Source organism: Paraburkholderia sp. GAS38 (assembly GCF_050434965.1).
Classification (GTDB): Bacteria; Pseudomonadota; Gammaproteobacteria; order Burkholderiales; family Burkholderiaceae; genus Paraburkholderia; species Paraburkholderia phenazinium_A.
Map to the genome: position 1 here is coordinate 182,004 of NZ_JBNDJO010000009.1, position 15,424 is coordinate 197,427.

Below are 15,424 nucleotides of genomic sequence, written 5' to 3' on the forward strand. Positions count from 1 at the left end.
AGGCACGGCGTTTGGGGCTACTTATTTTTGCGTGGGATGGTTAGCCGGAACCAGTCATGCACTCCGCAAGCTAGGAGATCGCAAGCTGCAGCGTTTTCTTGAACTGGCTGAGCGTGTTTTGCGCCAGCATATGACCGGCGGGCGCGCCCGGCAACGCGTGCACGGTGGCGCCCTGGGTGCCGTCCGGGAACAGTTGATCGAGCGCCGCGTTGATGGCGGTAGCCGACAGCTCGTCGAGCACCGGACCCAGCTCGCCGTTGCGGCAGAACCAGCCGATCAGGCCATCCGAAGTCGCAATGACGGGCTTGTTGAAGCGGTAAGCCTGCACCAGCACGCCGCTCATGCCGTAGTGTCCCTTGTAGCCGAGCCATACCGCGTCGCAGGCGGAAAACAGGTCGCGTTCGAGATCGTCGGGAATGAAGCGGTCCAGAATCACGGGAGGTTGCGTCAACGCGCTTGTGACGCTGTGCAGGTAGGCGCGCGTGTCGGCGTCCTGCTCGCCGGCAATGAGGAGGCGCACCGGGTCCTGCCGTTCGGCCAGCGCGTCGATCAGTTCGTGAATCCCCTTGCGTCCGGTGATGGCGCCATACACCAGCAGATAGCGGCCGCTTTCGAGCTGCAGGCGCCGGCGCGCTTCGGCGGGGTCGCTCGCGAGGGTGTCGGGAAACGGATCGGCGAGATACAGCACGGCCGCGCCGCCGAGCGCCGCGCCACGCTGTTCCGCGGCGCCGGTGTACCAGTCGCGCAAGGTCGGGTCGATGGACAGCAGCGTCTTCATGCCGGAGGCGCGCAGCGCGCGGCGAAACAGGGCCGCCTTGAGCGTATTGACGAGCGGCCGGCGCGGAGCGCGCACGCCGACCTGACTGTGATGAAACGACGCCCGCATGGTGATGCCGATCCACGGGGTCGCGCCGAACGGCGAGCCGAAAAAGGGCAGCGCGTAGAAGAAGTAATCGACGTAGGGGACGATCACGAGCGCTACGCCGTACTCGCGGCTGACGCTGCGGTACAGGTGCTGGAAATCGCGCAGAAAGCGCACGTAGCTCACCGAGCCGAGGCGGCCATGACTCGCCTGCGCGGGCGGATCGACAAAGGCGATCCGCAGGCTGGCGTCGTCGGCCGCGGCGAGCCGTTGCGCTAGCGGGTGCGTCGCATTCGCCGAGGCGGTCACGATCACGCAGCGGTAGCCGGCTTCGATGCACGCAGCCGCGGCCCATTCGGCGTAGCGCCAGCGATGTCCGGAGAACTCGGGTTCGATAACCAGGACGGTGTCGTTTGTCATCTCCCCACGGTAGCGAAAAACATGGCCGCAGGCCCGCGCGGGGCCGATATCGGCTATGAGATGGCGGTCCCCGCATAAACAGCCGCGTTACCGTGTCAGGCAATGGTTGGCTCATGCAAGCAGGGGAGGCTTCAGTGCGATCGATAAGGGTTCCGCTTGTCTCGATGAGGCCTGCCTTCGGCGGCAGTGCGGCGACCTGGGTCCTGATCCAGCAGGTGCTCGTACGCGGCCTGGTGGCGCTGAAATTCCTTGCGATCGGCCGCATGCTCGGGCCGGCGGCTATCGGCAGCGTGAGCGTTGCGCTGCTCTCGGTGGCGATTGCCGAATCGTTGAGCGATACCGGGCTCGCGCAGGCGGTGGTGCAGGCAAAGACCACGCCTACGCGCACCGAACTCGGTGCGGTTTGGACCACGCTCACCACACGGGGCGCGCTGATCGCGCTGCTGCTCATCGCGCTGGCGCCGTTGATGAACGCGCAATTCCATCTGGGCGGCTCGCTCGCGCTGCTGCAACTGGCCGCGGCATTGCCGTTGCTGCGCGGTCTGGCTTCGCCCGCCTATTACGTGGTGCAGCGCGAGCGGCGTTTCCAGCAACTGGCCGGCGTCGAAATCTCGGCGGCGTTCGCCGATTGCGCCATTGGACTCGCCTGCGCATGGGGCGGCGCGGGTGCGTATGCGGTATTGCTCGGCATGATGGTCGGCGAGAGCCTGAAGACCGGACTCACCTGGACCACCATGACGCCGCGGCCGCCGGTGCGTCTTGCGTGGCACGGCATCGGCCATTACGTGAATTTCAGCCGCTGGATCTGGGCGGGCAGCGTCGTCAATCTGCTGCTGAACCAGTTCGACAAGGTGCTGGTGGCGAAACTGCTGGGACCGGTGGCGCTCGGTGCCTATCAGATGTCGTCGAAACTCGCGCAGATGCTGCTCGCGGATGCGGCGATCGCGCTGGGACAGTATCTGTTTCCGACCTTCTCCGCGCACTACCGGCGCGAAGACGGCTCGGCGGCGAGGCTCTTTATACGCTGCCTCGCGCTGATCACGGTCGGGCTGGTGGCGATCGTGCTGGTGCTGAGGATGACCGCCGGGCCGCTCTTCATGTTCGTGCTGGGGCCGGCGTGGATGTCGGCGGTGCCGCTGTTCCGGATCTTCGTCATCAACATGGCGATCGGCGCGGTGATCGCGATTCTGGTGGCGTATCTGCGGGCCATAGGCGCGCCCAAGGCGGCCACCCAGGCCTCGGTGCTGCAGGTGATCATGCTGGTCGCGATCGTGCCGCCGGCGACGCACTGGTGGGGTGTCACGGGCGTGGCGTGGGCCATGACCGCCGGTCTCGCGGCGAGTGCGGGCTGGATGCTGTACCGAACCGTGAAGAGGCCCTGATGCAAACTGTTCATCGGACGCAGCGCTTGCCGGAGGGCGCGCGTGCCATCGCTCGCGCGGCGACATGAGCGCACGCTGTCTTCATGCGGGCAGGACGGTCGCAGTGCATGCCGCGAGGCGTGGCTGCGAACGGCTGGCCCATCGGGGCGCGAGCCTGGGTTACGACACGGTAGCACCTCTTCATGGATCGAGCGGTATGGGTATCAAGGTGATACGGACGGCATTGCCGGAGGTCGTGATCGTCGAGTCGGACGTCTGTTACGACGAACTGGGCAGCGCGTTCGAAACCTTCAACGCCGACGAGTTCGCGAGCCGCGTCGCGGCGGACGTCGAGTTCGTGCAGGACGATCATTCCCGCTCGCGGCGCGGCGTGCTACGCGGGCTGCACTATCAGATCCAGCATCCGCAGGGCAAACTCGTGCGGGTGGTGGCGGGGGACGTGTTCGATGTCGCCGTGGACATCCGCCTCAGCTCGCATAACTTCGGCAAGTGGATCGGCGTGCATCTGAGCTCGGCCAACCGCCGGCAGATGTGGGTGCCGCCCGGCTTCGCGCACGGCTTCGTGGTGATGTCGGATATGGCCGAGTGCCTGTGCAAGGCGACGGACTACTGGTTTCCCGAACACGAACGCAGTCTGTTGTGGAGCGACCCGGATATCGGTGTCGACTGGCCCATCGAGTTTGCGCCGATCCTCGCCGCGAAGGACGAAGCGGGTAAGCGGTTGTATGAGGCGGAGTATTACGCTTAGAGACGCCGCTTGGAGACTCCGCCTGAAGGCTCCGCTTGAAGAGCGTGCGTTTTCATAACCCCGTGGCCCGCAGCCGCTCACCGACGAATTCGATAAAGGTGCGCAGCTTCGCCGACAGCCGGTGTCGCTCCAGATACACCGCGTAGATGTCGGCGTTCGGCAGCGCCCAGTCTTCGAGCAGCGGCACCAGCTTGCCGCGCTTCAGATACTCGCCGATCTCCCACTGCGAACGCACCACGATGCCGCGGCCGTCGAGCGCCCAGTTCAGCACCGTGCTGCCGTCGTTGCTGCTCAACGGACCGCTCACCTTCACCGTCTCGTCCTTCTTGCCGCGCGAGAAATGCCACGCGCCGTAGGCCGATTCGTTCTCCCGCAGCACGATGCAGTCGTGCTGGGTCAGGTCGTGCGGCGCGAGCGGCACGGTGCGCCGCTTCAGATACGCCGGCGAGGCGCACACGAGGCGCCGGTTTTTCAGCAACAGCCGCGCGTTGATGCGCGCATCCGGCACCTCGCCGAAGCGGATCCCCAGGTCGAAGCCCTGGTCCTGCAGGCTCACCGGCCGGTCCGTCAGATGTAGCTGAATCTCCATCCCCGGATAGCGTTCGATGAACGCCGAGATTGCCGGCGAGATCTGCGCGCGTCCGAAACCGAACGAGGCGTTCACGCGCAACAGGCCGGTCGGCTCCGCGCGGCTCTTGGTGACGAGCTGCTCGAGCTCGGCCAGCTCCGAGAGAATGCGCGAGCCGTTGCCCAGATACAGTTCGCCCTCGCTCGTCAGGCTCACGCGCCGGGTAGTGCGGTTCAGGAGCCGCACACCGAGACGCCGCTCGACCTGAGCAAGCCGTTTGCTCACCGACGGCGTGGTCACGCCGAGTTCGCGCGCGGCCGCCGTGAGGCTCTGCTGGCGCGCCACCAGCGCAAAAAAGCCGAGATCGGAAAGGCTGTCCATTGTTGCCTCACAGTTAAGGATAGATTGCTTTGGTCGACACCCTATCGCACCAAGCAGCAATTAAACTACCTGAAATCACGGGAGATTGCGATGTTTGAGGATTTCAGCGATGTGAGCACGGTCATCGACGGCGTGAAGATTCATGCGCTCCGCGGCGGCGCCGGACCCGCGCTGCTGCTGTTGCACGGCCATCCGCAGACCTCCGCGATCTGGCACAAGGTGGCGCCGGTGCTGGCGCAACACTTCACGGTGATCGCGGCGGACCTGCGCGGCTATGGCGACAGCGGCAAGCCGGCGGGCAGTGCGGACCACAGCAACTATTCGAAGCGGCGCATGGCGCTCGATCAGGTGGAGTTGATGCATTCGCTCGGCTTCACGCAGTTCGCGGTGCTGGCGCACGATCGCGGCGGCCGCGTCGCCGCACGCATGGCGCTCGATCATCCGGCTGTGGTGACGCGGCTCGTCACGCTCGACGTGGCGCCGACGCTGGCCATGTACGAGAACACCTCGTTCGAGTTTGCGCGTGCCTACTGGCACTGGTTCTTTCTGGTGCGGCCCGCGCCGTTTCCGGAGACATTGATTCGCGCCGACCCGGATCTGTATCTGAAGCAGACCATCGGGGCGCGCAGTGCCGGGCTCAAGCCGTTCACGCCGGAGGCCTACGCGGAGTACCTGCGCTGCCTGAGCGACCCGGCGACGGCGCACGGCATCTGCGAGGACTACCGTGCGAGCGTGACGATCGACCTCGAACACGATCGCGAGGATCTCGCCGCGGGTCGCAAGATCGCCTGCGAGTTTCTTGCCTTGTGGGGTGCCGAGGGCGTGATCGAGAAGTGCTTCGACGCGCTCGCCGAGTGGCGCCCGTGGGCGCCGCAGGTGCAGGGCGGGGCCTTGCCGTGCGGTCACTATATCGCGGAGGAGGCGCCCGAGTTACTGCTCGCGCAAGCCTTGCCGTTTCTGCGCGCCTGATCGCAGCGCCAACCGTTCGAGAAGCCCAATCCACGCATTCCATCATGTCGAACCGAACGCTTTACCAGAAACTGGTTGATTCGCATACCGTAACGTCCATCGACGAACAGAACGTGCTGCTGTACGCCGACCTGCATCTGATGAACGAGTACACCAGCCCGCAGGCCTTTGCCGCGCTCGAAGCGAAGCGCCGTGCAGTGCGCCGGCCACGCCAGCAACTCGCGGTGGTGAGCCATATCATCCCGACCCACGCGGAGACGCCGCGGGTGATTCGCGATGTCGCGTCGCTGCTGCAGGCCAATAACCTGGCGCGCAACTGCGAACGGGAAGGGATCCGGCTGCTGGCGGCCAACGATCCGTTGCAGGGCATCGAGCATATCGTCGCGCCCGAACTCGGCCTGATTCGCCCCGGCATGGTGGTGCTGTGCGGCGATAGCCACACCACCACCTATGGCGCATTGGGCGCATTGGGCTTTGGTATCGGCACCTCGGAAGTGGAGCACGTGCTGGCGACGCAGACGCTGGTCTACCGCCTGGCGCGCACGATGCGCATCGTGGTCGACGGGGTCTTGCCTTATGGCACAGCCTCGAAAGACCTGATTCTGTGGATCATCAGCCGCATCGGTGCGCAAGGCGCGCGCGGCTATGCGGTCGAGTTCGCCGGCTCGGCCATCGGCGCGCTGTCGGCCGAAGCGCGCATGACCCTGTGCAACATGACCGTCGAAGCGGGCGCGCGCGCCGCGTTGATCGCGCCGGACGCCACGACGTTCGAGTACGTGCGCCGGCATGCGCTATCCCTTGACGAGACGGCCTGGCGCAACGCGCTGGTTGACTGGCGCGAGTTGATCTCCGACGAAGGCGCCGTGTTCGACGCCGAATTCCGCTTTGACGCGCATGAGGTCGCCCCGTTCGTCACCTGGGGCACAAGCCCCGATCAGGCGATGGCGGTCGACGCCCAGGTGCCCGACGAGGCCGGCCAGGCAACACCCGAAGCGGCTGCGGCGCTGCGCCGTGCGCTCGGCTACATGGGTCTCTCGGCGCATCAGGCCATCGCGGGGACGCCGATCGACCGGGTCTTCATCGGCTCGTGCACCAATGGCCGCATCGAAGATCTGCGCATCGTGGCGGGGCTCGTGCGTGGCCATCACGTCGCCCCGCAGGTGCGGGCGATGGTGGTGCCCGGGTCCGGCAGCGTGCGCCGTCAGGCCGAAGCCGAAGGACTCGCAGCGATCCTGACCGAGGCCGGCTTCGAATGGCGCGAACCGGGCTGCTCGATGTGTCTTGCGATGAACGACGACGTGCTGTCGGACGGCGAGCGCTGCGCTTCGACCACCAATCGCAATTTCGAAGGCCGCCAGGGTCGAGGCGGACGCACGCATCTGATGAGTCCCGCGATGGCCGCCGCCGCCGCACTGACCGGCTGCATTACCGATGTCCGCACTCTGGAACCGCACCATGACTAAGCTCGCCCTGATCGAAGGCCGCGCCGCGCCGCTGCCGATCGAAAATCTCGACACCGACCAGATCATGCCGAAGCAGTTTCTGCGCATCATCGACAAGGCCGGTTTGAGCGACGGCTTGCTGTACGACCTGCGTTTCGATGCCAACGGCGTGCCGCGCGACGATTGCGTGCTCAACCAGTCGCGTTACCGCGGCGCGAGCGTGCTGATCGGCGGCGCGAATTTCGGCTGCGGCTCGAGCCGCGAGCATGCGGTGTGGGGGCTGCAGCAGTACGGTTTCGCCGCAGTGATCGCGCCAAGCTTTGCGGAGATCTTCTATTCCAACGCGATGAACAACCGCTTGCTGCTGGTGCAGCTCGAGCGCAGCGAGGTCAACGAACTGCTGTCGTTGAGCGAAGCGCCGGAGCGCGCCGACGCGTGGCTGCGCATCGACGTCGAACAGCAGAAGGTGATCACCGCGGCCGGCCGTGCGTTTTCGTTTCCGCTCGGGGCGCGCCACAAGCGCATGGTGATGGACGGCATGGATACGATCGACCTGACGCTCGCGTCCTTGCCGGAGATCGAAGCATTCGAGCGGACGCATTTCAGCCGCCATCCGTGGGCGGCCGTGATGTAAGCACCGCGGCTTGCGCGGCGCCGTCAGCGCCCGCGCAAGTCACGCCCCCTCGTCGTACCTCAACGCCGCATTGCCCCACTACCGCCTGGGTATTCCCCTGAGCGGGAAGGGCGCAGCTTTGCCCAAAAAACGGAGGAGACATGAAACGCAAGCCGTTCTACAAGATTCTTTATGTGCAGGTACTCGTTGCGATCGGCGCCGGCATTCTCGCCGGACATCTGGCGCCCGCCGACGCCATCGCGCTGAAGCCGCTCGGCGATATCTTCATCAAGCTGATTCGCATGATCATCGGGCCGGTGATCTTCTGCACCGTGGTTACGGGCATTGCCAGCATGCGCGACATGAAGAAGGTCGGCCGGGTGGGCGGCAAGGCTCTGCTGTATTTCGAACTGGTGTCGACTCTCGCGCTCTTCATCGGTCTGCTGGCGGCGCATGTGCTCGCGCCCGGCAAAGGTTTCAACGTCGACCCGGCCACGCTCGACGGCAGCATGGTGTCGGGCTACGTGAGCCAGGCGGCGCATGGCGAGGGCGTCGCAGGTTTCCTGATGCATATCGTTCCCGAGACTTTCGTCGGCGCCTTCGTGCAGGGCGATATCCTGCCGGTGCTGCTGATCGCCATGCTGTTCGGCGCGGCGTTGGCGTTGCTGGGCGAGGCAGGCAAGCCGGTGGCCGAGCTGATCGAAGCGCTGTCGAAAACTTTCTTCCGGATCGTGCATCTGATCACCCGTCTGGCGCCGCTCGGCGCATTCGGCGCGATGGCGTTCACTATTGGCCGATACGGCATCGCCTCGCTGTTGCCGATGATGAAGCTGATCGGCGCGTTCTATCTGACGGCGTTCGTCTTCGTGATCGGCGTGCTTGGCGTCGTGACGCGTCTATGCGGCTTTAGCATCTGGCGTTTTCTCGGCTTCATCAAGGACGAACTGCTGATCGTGCTGGGCACGTCCACTTCAGAAGCGGCGCTGCCGCAGTTGATGGAAAAGCTCGAGCGGCTCGGCTGCCCGCGGGCGATTGTCGGGCTCGTCGTGCCCACCGGCTATTCGTTCAATCTCGACGGCACCAATCTCTACATGACGCTGGCGGTGCTGTTTCTCGCCCAGGCAACGAATACGCACTTGAGCATGACCCAGGAAGCGACCTTGCTGGCCGTGACGATGCTGACCTCGAAGGGCTCGACGGGCGTCACCGGGGCCGGCTTCATCACGCTGGCGGCGAGCCTCTCCGTGGTGCCCACCGTGCCGGTGACGGCGATGGTGCTGATTCTCGGCATCGACCGCTTTATGTCGGAATGCCGGGCGTTGACCAATATCATCGGCAACGGCGTGGCGGCGATCGTGGTCGCTGCGTGGGAACACGAGCTCGATCGCGAGCGGTTGCGCCTGGCGTTGGGGAGCAGACGCCTGCGAGCGGGCAGCGGCGACAGCGCGGATGCCGCTGCGCTTGAAGCCAACCCCAACGCGAACCTCAACGCGAACCGCGGCGCCGCCTTCACGGCCCCGCCAGCACCACCCCCAAACTTGCGCTGACGACCAGCAGCGTGCCGGCCAGTTGCAGCGCGCTCATCGGCTGACGCAGCACGACAAAACCGGCTAGCGCGCCGATGGCCGGCTCGATGCTCATCAGGATGCCGAACGAAGAGGCGCGCATATGACGCAGCGCGATCATCTCCAGCGCATAGGGCAGCAAGGGCACCAGCACGGCGAGTCCCGCTGTGGCGCCAAGCTGCGCGAGCGGGACATGTCCGCCACTTTCGACGAGACCGAACGGCGTGGCCACTACGGCCGCGGCAAGCAGCGACACGGAAAGCCCTTCGAGGCCCGCGAAGACGGCGCCGGTCTTCTTCATCAACACGATGTAGCTGCCCCAGCCGAGCGCCGCGCCGAGCGCGAGCAGCACGCCGGGCGGATTGCCGACCCAGCCGCCGCGATCGTGCGCGAGCATCAGCACACCCGCGATGGCGAGCGCGGGCCATACCAGCGCGCGGATGCGCCGCACGCCGAAGGTGGCGACCGCGAGCGGTCCGAGAAAATCGATCGCAACCGCGAGACCCAGCGGAATGCGCTGGATCGCGGCGAAGAAGCACAGGGTCATGCCGGCCATGGCGACGCCGAGCGTGCCGGCGGCCAGCCACCTTGACGGCGGGTAGCTGCGCAGGGGCGGCCGCACGATCGCGGCGAGCGCGACGGCGGCCCAGCACAGGCGCAGCCAGGTGGTGCTGAACGAGCCATAGGCCGTCATGGCGGGCGCCGAGAGCGCAGCGCCGAACTGCACGCTGGACATCGACAGCAGCGCGAGCAACGCTGCCGCGCCGGCGGCGCGCTTCGACGACGATCCTGTGAGGGGGACGGTCCCGGGCAAGGCAGGGGAGATCGTGGAACCCTGTCCCGCCGCGCCGCCGGCGGCAATGGGTGTAACCGGATCCGCGGAGCGAGGTGTGGGGCCAGGCGCAGTGTTGTCCTGCATGTCGAGCTCATCGAAAGAAGTGCGCCCATCATAACCATGCTCGCGACGTTAAGATAAGCTGATATTCCTTATGCCGGTATCACGAGCGTTAATAATGATGCGAGATCTCGATAGCAGCCTGCTGCGCGCTTTTGTGACGGTCGCTGAGACCGGCGCGGTCAGTGCCGCGGCCACGCGGCTGGCGCGCACCCAGGCGGCCGTCAGCATGCAGTTGCGGCGGCTCGAGGAAGAAGTCGGCCAGCGTTTGCTGGACCGCTCGCCGCGCGGCGTGCGTCTGACCGAGGCGGGCCATCGGCTGCTGCCGTATGCGCATACGATCCTCGGCGCCGGAGCCGACGCACGGCGTGCACTGAGCGCGGAGCAGGTGTCCGGCACGGTGCGCCTCGGCATGCTCGAGGATATTGCGGTCGGGCGTCTGCCGCATGCGTTGCGGCGCTTTTCGAGCGCGTATCCGCAGGTCGCGCTGGAGATCGTCGTCGATAACAGCGAGGCGTTGTCGGCCCGCCTGGGCGAGGGCAGTCTCGATGTCGTCGTGGGCGATCCGGCGCTAGTGGATGCGGCGCCGTTGATCGCATGGAGCCAGCCGCTCTTCTGGGTCGGCGCGCGCGGTTTCAGCCGCGCGGCCGATGAACCCTTGTCGATCGTCGCGTTCGGCGCCGGCTGTCTGTGGCAGCAGCAGGTGCTGACGGCGCTGCGGCGCGCTGGGCTCACGTGGCGCATCGTCTGCACCAGCACGAGTCTGCCGGCGGTGCAGTCGGCGGTCGAGGCGGGCCTCGGGGTGTCGGTGCTGCTCGACGGCAATATCCGTCACGACGCCATGCGCGTGCTGGGTGAGAGCGACGGCTTGCCGCAGGCGCCGGTGGCCGACTTCGGGCTGTTCACGCGGGCGGCATCCGCGCCCTCCACGTCGCCCGCGCTACCCGGCACCCAGGCCGCGGCCGTGCAGACCCTGCAAACCTTCCTCTGCGAGGAATTGAATATCGGTCTTGCAGGGCTTTAGGCAGCGCGCTTCGCCTGCCACGCATGCAGTTTTTACGAGATTTTTTCTTGCGGGCGATCCCCGGCCAAACCTACACTTCGATCAACCTGATGAACTTGGATGGTCAAGGTGAACAAACGCGCAGCCACGCAGCAGCCCAAACGGATCGATTATGTCCGGCGCGGTCCCGGCCGCATCGAACTGCGGCGCTTCGACCCGGCACGCGATTCGTTCGATGCGCTCACAACCATGTTGCACCGGGCCTTTGCGCGGTTAGGGGCGATGGGGCTCAACTGCACCTGCGTCAACCAGAGCGCCGCCGTCACCCGTTCGCGGGCCACGCGCGGCGATTGCTACGTGGCGGTGTGCGACGGCCGCATCGTCGGCACGATGACGCTGTATGCGCCTGATCGCGACTCGCCCTGCGAACTGTACCGCCGCGGCGAAATTGCCAGCATGCGCCAGTTCGGCGTCGAACCGGCCTGGCAGGCACGCGGCATCGGCACCTTGCTGCTGGCGTTCGCAGACCACTGGGCCGCCACGCGCGGCTACGCGGAACTCGCCCTCGACACCCCGCAACCCGCTGCCCATCTGATTGCGTTCTATCGCGGTCATGGCTTCCGCATCGTCGACTTCATGCGCTTTGACGGCAAACGCTACGACAGCGCGATTCTCAGCAAGCCCGCCGTGGCCGCACGGACGCTCGCGACATGGTCGCAGCGGCTCGAACTGCCGCGCCGGCAGATTGCCCGCGCAGCGTAAGCGCCCGGCGATCCATGCGCGACCCCTTAAACAAACGTGTAGAAGGACTGAAGAAACCGATGGTGCGCCCAAGACCAGGGATGATGTTCCGAGGCATGCTCAAGGTCGTATTGATTGCGATTGCGGCGAGCCAGATCCTGACCACCGCCTTCACCGTGCTTGCGCGGCAGATCGATGCGGGCCTGTCGCCGCAGATCATTTCCGTGTTCGGCTTCGTGACCTGCGGTCTGGTGTCGATGTGGCTGCAGGCCGATGCGCGCCGCGCTTTCGGTTTTGCGAAAGAGAAGGGCTTTGTCGCCGCCGCGCGCGACGGACAACCGGGTCCGCGGATCGCGGCCGATTGTCCGCGGCGCTGGCTGGTGGTGCTGCATATCGAACTGAATCCGGCAGCCGTCACACCTTGAAGCGGGCTCGCCTAGCGTGAGCCGGAGCGCAACCGCAGCGCAACTATTGCAAGAGCAGGCAGCAACTATTGCAACGAGCCGAGCCGGCGCTCAGCGTCTGACCACGCCCATCAGCAAGGTCACGAGGAAGATCACGATAAAGATAAAGAACAGGACCTTGGCGATCTCGGCCGCGCCGGCGGCGATGCCACCGAAGCCGAACACCGCGGCGATGATGGCGATGATGAAGAAAATAGCAGCGTAGCGAAGCATGGCCCCTCCTCGAAGGATTGCTGGAATGAGTGAAACGGCGGGTCTTCGTTAGCCGCATGCGCCTGTGTCTCCGTCGACGCAGGTTCAGCGCGTGCGTGCCGCCGTTTCCTGAAAGAGCAACTCCTGTGCCCAACGAGGCCGGCGGCGCGGCTGGAAGACCGGTTCGCCGCCGCCGGACCGGCTAAAGAAACAGGCGTGAGCGCCGATATCCGTTAAGTACCCATCCGGACATCGGCTTATGCTTTTTCGCAAACCTGTCGCAGTACTCACATTCACACTTTCGCTGACTGCAACGACGGCCTTCGCGGTCGGCATGCATGCCGACGAGCCCGCAGCGGCAGCGTCCGATTCGCAGCCTCCGGCGCCTGGCGCCGCTTCAGCAGCGTTTGTCGGGCGCATCCGGCTGCTGCTGGTCCGCATGGGCATCGATCCGGATGGCGCGAACGGCAAGTCACTTCTGGTGTGGGCGGGTGGCCTGATGAGCGATCCGGACTGGTCTGCGCTTTTGACCCGGCGCAATGGCCCGGGTGCCAACGCATTCAATCTCAAGACGCTCTCGCTTGCACCGGCCGCACGTCTGCAGGTACTGAAGGATTTCAGTGTTCTCGCGCCCTACATGCCTGCCGGGGTGTTCGGCGGCGCCAGGCTCGATGCGGCTGACTTCGGCAAATTCCTCAATGCTCTGCCGCCCGGGGGCGTGGCGGCGTTCGAGAACCTGCTCGATGTGATGGTGAAGCAGCACGATACGATGGATCCTGCCGAGCACTACAGCACGGCCGAGTTGCTTGAACTGGAAAACCGCTTCGACACGGTCGCGGAGACTGCATCGGCGAACCATAAGATCGCCGCTCTCGATGGCAAAGGCGGCGCGCTCAACGGGCAGGATGTTGCTTTCTTCGCCGGTTTGATCGTCGATCTGCCCGAACCGTTGCGAACCCGTGCGTCCTGGGCGCTCCTTCCCGGCGCGAACGGGGATGGCCGCTCGTACGGAGCGATTACGCGTGGCGTGCTCGACGACCCCTATCCGTACCTCGCGGACATGTTCGACGACCGTGCGTTGCCTGCCTCCTTGCATGAGCGCCTTCCCGCAGACGGGTCGCGGCCCCTGCCGTTCAGGCGTCTGACCGTTGAAGGCAACTGGGTCGATACGAAGAAGCCGGGCAGTCCGCATCCGTGCCGCTATGTCTACGCCAACCTGCACGATAACGGCGTGGTGGCCGAGGTGGCCGAGCGGCTCGCCGATTCGGGCCAGACAGTCGAGGGGCCGGCCTACTTCACCACGAACTACGGTCTGGTTGCCTTGCGCAAGCAGAGGGTGGGGTTCGGCACGGATTGGGCGCCGGTGGCGCAAGTGCTGGACAGCTCGACAGTCGCCCTCGGCAGCCGGGTACCCGCCGAGGGTGAGCAGGTCGAGTTTCCGGTTGCGCAACCGTCCGACGACGGTGTTCAGAGCACGCGCTGTCTGATGGGAAAGACGCAGCCTGCCGCGTCGATTTTTCCAACCCTGAAGGGCGACGCGGTCGACGTGACCTGTACGCACGTCGCAGAACACGGCGCCGGTTCGTCCATCAAGTCCATCTGGTTGCCCGACTACGGTATTACCCTCATGACCGGAGTGCGCAACGATGGGGAGCGTCGCTTCGAGATCAAGAGCGTGACGGTCTCGGAGTAAAGCAAACGACGAAGAGCCACAAGGTGCGCCGTCCCTTCAATCTCGACCTGCCGCCGTGCCGCTAATGAGCGTGCACTGAGCGCAGCGTGAGCGGCACGCCTTGCCATGCCGCGACGCGGTTGCGCCCAGCTTCCTTGGCGCGATATAGCGCGGCGTCGGCGTGGGCGAGCAGTTCGGCGGCCTGGATCGGCTCGTCGGGGCGAGCGGTGGCGACCCCGATCGAGACGCTCACACAGCCGGCCTCGGTGAAGGGCGCCGCGACGGCGAGGCGCGCGACCGCCGCATGCAGGTTCTCGGCGAGGCGAGCGGCCATCTCGCGCTCGCAGTCCGGCAGCACGACGACGAACTCTTCGCCACCGAAGCGCGCCACAAAATCGGCGCTGCGCCGCAGACTCGCCTGCAAGGCGCCGGCCACCGCAACGAGGCACTCGTCGCCGCGCAGATGGCCGAGCGTGTCGTTAAAGCGTTTGAAGTGATCGATGTCCACCATCAGGATCGACAGCGCGCGGCGCTCCGCGTTGGCCTCGGCCAGCGCGGCGGGGTAGCGCTCCTCGAAGTAGCGCCGGTTGAAGATACCGGTCAGGCCGTCGCGCGAGACATATTCGCTCAGGCGCGCATTGGCCGCGTGCAGCTCGCGGTACAGATGACTGATCTCCCAGATCAGCACGCCCAGCACCGTGCTCGAAGCCAGCACCGATTCGAGCCGCGCCACATACCAGCCCATGCTGTAGCGGGCGTTCGCCACCAGCGTCACCAGCACGTCGCCGAGTCCGGCGAAGAGCGCGACGGCGAGCCACAGTTCGAGCAGGCTGCGCAGCCGTGTCGTGACAATCAGATAGAGCAGCGTAGCGGCGCCGACGATGGCGATGCCGATGCCCGACGGACTATGCGCCAGCCGCTGATAGGCGTGCCCGTCGATCAGCTTCGGCAGCCACGCTTCCCCGCGAATGGCGAGCGAGCAAAGGGCCACCGACAGGCAAACCGGGCCGCCCACCAGCACGAGGCCGGCGAGGCGCGTCTGCGCACGCGGCAGCGGCGCAGGAAAGCGGCGGCGCACCAGCAGGGCGGCGAAGATCAGCAACGGCGAGCCGCAATGCCAGAACGCCCAGATCCACACGGCGCCTTGCGCGCCGGTGCCGAGCAGGCCGGTCGGCGAGAACACGCCGGGAAACACCAGCAACTGGATCGCCACGGTGACCGAGGTGTACGCATACGCACCCGCCAGTGCCGCGAGGAAGGGCCCACGGGTGATCATGAATTGCGTCCACAGCAGATAGGCGGTGAGGCCCTCGGTGGTGAACACGGCCATTGCGAACAGCGGCAGGAAGGCCGCGATATGCGGCTCGGCGACGCCGGCTACCGGCAGGGTCGCCAGCACCACGCACAGAATGAAGCCCGCCACGGCGTACGCCGCTACGCGATGTTGGCGGGTGACCGCCAGACTCATGATGCTGCTCTTCATGCGAGGCTTGACTGGAATGGTGAG

Annotated in this window: 15 protein-coding genes; 10 read left to right on the top strand and 5 right to left on the bottom strand. The window is 65.9% G+C overall.

The window, feature by feature from the left end:
* Positions 1-70: 70 nt before the first annotated feature.
* Positions 71-1,282 carry a glycosyltransferase gene (locus tag P3T42_RS21745; RefSeq protein ID WP_429307204.1) on the bottom strand — a complete coding sequence of 404 codons (1,212 nt, stop codon included), beginning with the start codon at positions 1,280-1,282 and terminating at the stop codon, positions 71-73.
* Between the two features lie 164 nt (positions 1,283-1,446).
* On the opposite strand from P3T42_RS21745, the gene P3T42_RS21750 reads away from it, so the two are divergent.
* Together P3T42_RS21750 and rfbC are read left to right on the top strand one after the other, a co-directional pair.
* Positions 1,447-2,664 carry an oligosaccharide flippase family protein gene (locus tag P3T42_RS21750; RefSeq protein WP_429307205.1) on the top strand — a complete coding sequence of 406 codons (1,218 nt, stop codon included), beginning with the start codon at positions 1,447-1,449 and terminating at the stop codon, positions 2,662-2,664.
* 196 nt (positions 2,665-2,860) lie between these two features.
* The gene (rfbC, locus tag P3T42_RS21755; RefSeq protein ID WP_074297891.1) at positions 2,861-3,412 is read left to right on the top strand and encodes a dTDP-4-dehydrorhamnose 3,5-epimerase; all 552 of its coding nucleotides are present in this window, start codon (positions 2,861-2,863) and stop codon (positions 3,410-3,412) included.
* Positions 3,413-3,464: 52 nt separating this feature from the next.
* On the opposite strand, the gene P3T42_RS21760 is transcribed toward rfbC, so the two are convergent.
* Complete coding sequence (locus P3T42_RS21760) at positions 3,465-4,361, bottom strand: LysR family transcriptional regulator (protein ID WP_429307206.1); 897 nt, start codon at positions 4,359-4,361, stop codon at positions 3,465-3,467.
* Between the two features lie 90 nt (positions 4,362-4,451).
* Between P3T42_RS21760 and P3T42_RS21765 the strand changes: the two genes are divergently transcribed.
* The 4 genes from P3T42_RS21765 to P3T42_RS21780 all read left to right on the top strand — a co-directional run bounded on the left by P3T42_RS21765 (position 4,452) and on the right by P3T42_RS21780 (position 8,932).
* Positions 4,452-5,330, top strand: coding sequence for an alpha/beta fold hydrolase (locus P3T42_RS21765; RefSeq protein WP_074297895.1), 879 nt, complete (start codon positions 4,452-4,454; stop codon positions 5,328-5,330).
* A gap of 44 nt (positions 5,331-5,374) precedes the next feature.
* Positions 5,375-6,793: a 3-isopropylmalate dehydratase large subunit gene (gene leuC / locus P3T42_RS21770; protein WP_429307207.1), complete on the top strand. Its 1,419-nt coding sequence runs from the start codon at positions 5,375-5,377 to the stop codon at positions 6,791-6,793.
* Positions 6,786-7,406, top strand: coding sequence for a 3-isopropylmalate dehydratase small subunit (gene leuD / locus P3T42_RS21775; protein WP_429307208.1), 621 nt, complete (start codon positions 6,786-6,788; stop codon positions 7,404-7,406). The genes leuC and leuD overlap by 8 nt, the downstream gene beginning before the upstream one ends.
* A 140-nt stretch (positions 7,407-7,546) precedes the next feature.
* Positions 7,547-8,932, top strand: a complete 1,386-nt coding sequence (locus P3T42_RS21780) for a dicarboxylate/amino acid:cation symporter (protein ID WP_429307209.1) — start codon at positions 7,547-7,549, stop codon at positions 8,930-8,932.
* Here P3T42_RS21780 and P3T42_RS21785 read toward each other — a convergent pair.
* Entirely contained in the window at positions 8,895-9,869 is a 975-nt protein-coding gene (locus P3T42_RS21785; protein ID WP_429307210.1) for an EamA family transporter, read from the bottom strand. The genes P3T42_RS21780 and P3T42_RS21785 overlap by 38 nt on opposite strands.
* A gap of 94 nt (positions 9,870-9,963) precedes the next feature.
* Here P3T42_RS21785 and P3T42_RS21790 point away from each other — a divergent pair, with 94 nt between their 5' ends.
* From P3T42_RS21790 to P3T42_RS21800, 3 genes are all read left to right on the top strand, one after another.
* Positions 9,964-10,869, top strand: a complete 906-nt coding sequence (locus P3T42_RS21790) for a LysR substrate-binding domain-containing protein (RefSeq protein ID WP_429307211.1) — start codon at positions 9,964-9,966, stop codon at positions 10,867-10,869.
* Positions 10,870-10,968: 99 nt separating this feature from the next.
* Complete coding sequence (locus P3T42_RS21795; RefSeq protein WP_429307212.1) at positions 10,969-11,610, top strand: GNAT family N-acetyltransferase; 642 nt, start codon at positions 10,969-10,971, stop codon at positions 11,608-11,610.
* A 95-nt stretch (positions 11,611-11,705) separates the two neighbouring features.
* Entirely contained in the window at positions 11,706-12,014 is a 309-nt protein-coding gene (locus tag P3T42_RS21800; protein WP_253190159.1) for a hypothetical protein, read from the top strand.
* 90 nt (positions 12,015-12,104) lie between these two features.
* Here P3T42_RS21800 and P3T42_RS21805 read toward each other — a convergent pair whose 3' ends face one another.
* Positions 12,105-12,266: a DUF1328 family protein gene (locus tag P3T42_RS21805; RefSeq protein ID WP_074265082.1), complete on the bottom strand. Its 162-nt coding sequence runs from the start codon at positions 12,264-12,266 to the stop codon at positions 12,105-12,107.
* A gap of 238 nt (positions 12,267-12,504) precedes the next feature.
* On the opposite strand from P3T42_RS21805, the gene P3T42_RS21810 reads away from it, so the two are divergent.
* Positions 12,505-13,938, top strand: a complete 1,434-nt coding sequence (locus tag P3T42_RS21810) for a hypothetical protein (RefSeq protein WP_429307213.1) — start codon at positions 12,505-12,507, stop codon at positions 13,936-13,938.
* 61 nt (positions 13,939-13,999) lie between these two features.
* Here P3T42_RS21810 and P3T42_RS21815 read toward each other — a convergent pair whose 3' ends face one another.
* Positions 14,000-15,400: a sensor domain-containing diguanylate cyclase gene (locus P3T42_RS21815; RefSeq protein ID WP_074301562.1), complete on the bottom strand. Its 1,401-nt coding sequence runs from the start codon at positions 15,398-15,400 to the stop codon at positions 14,000-14,002.
* Between the last annotated feature and the right edge of the window lie 24 nt (positions 15,401-15,424).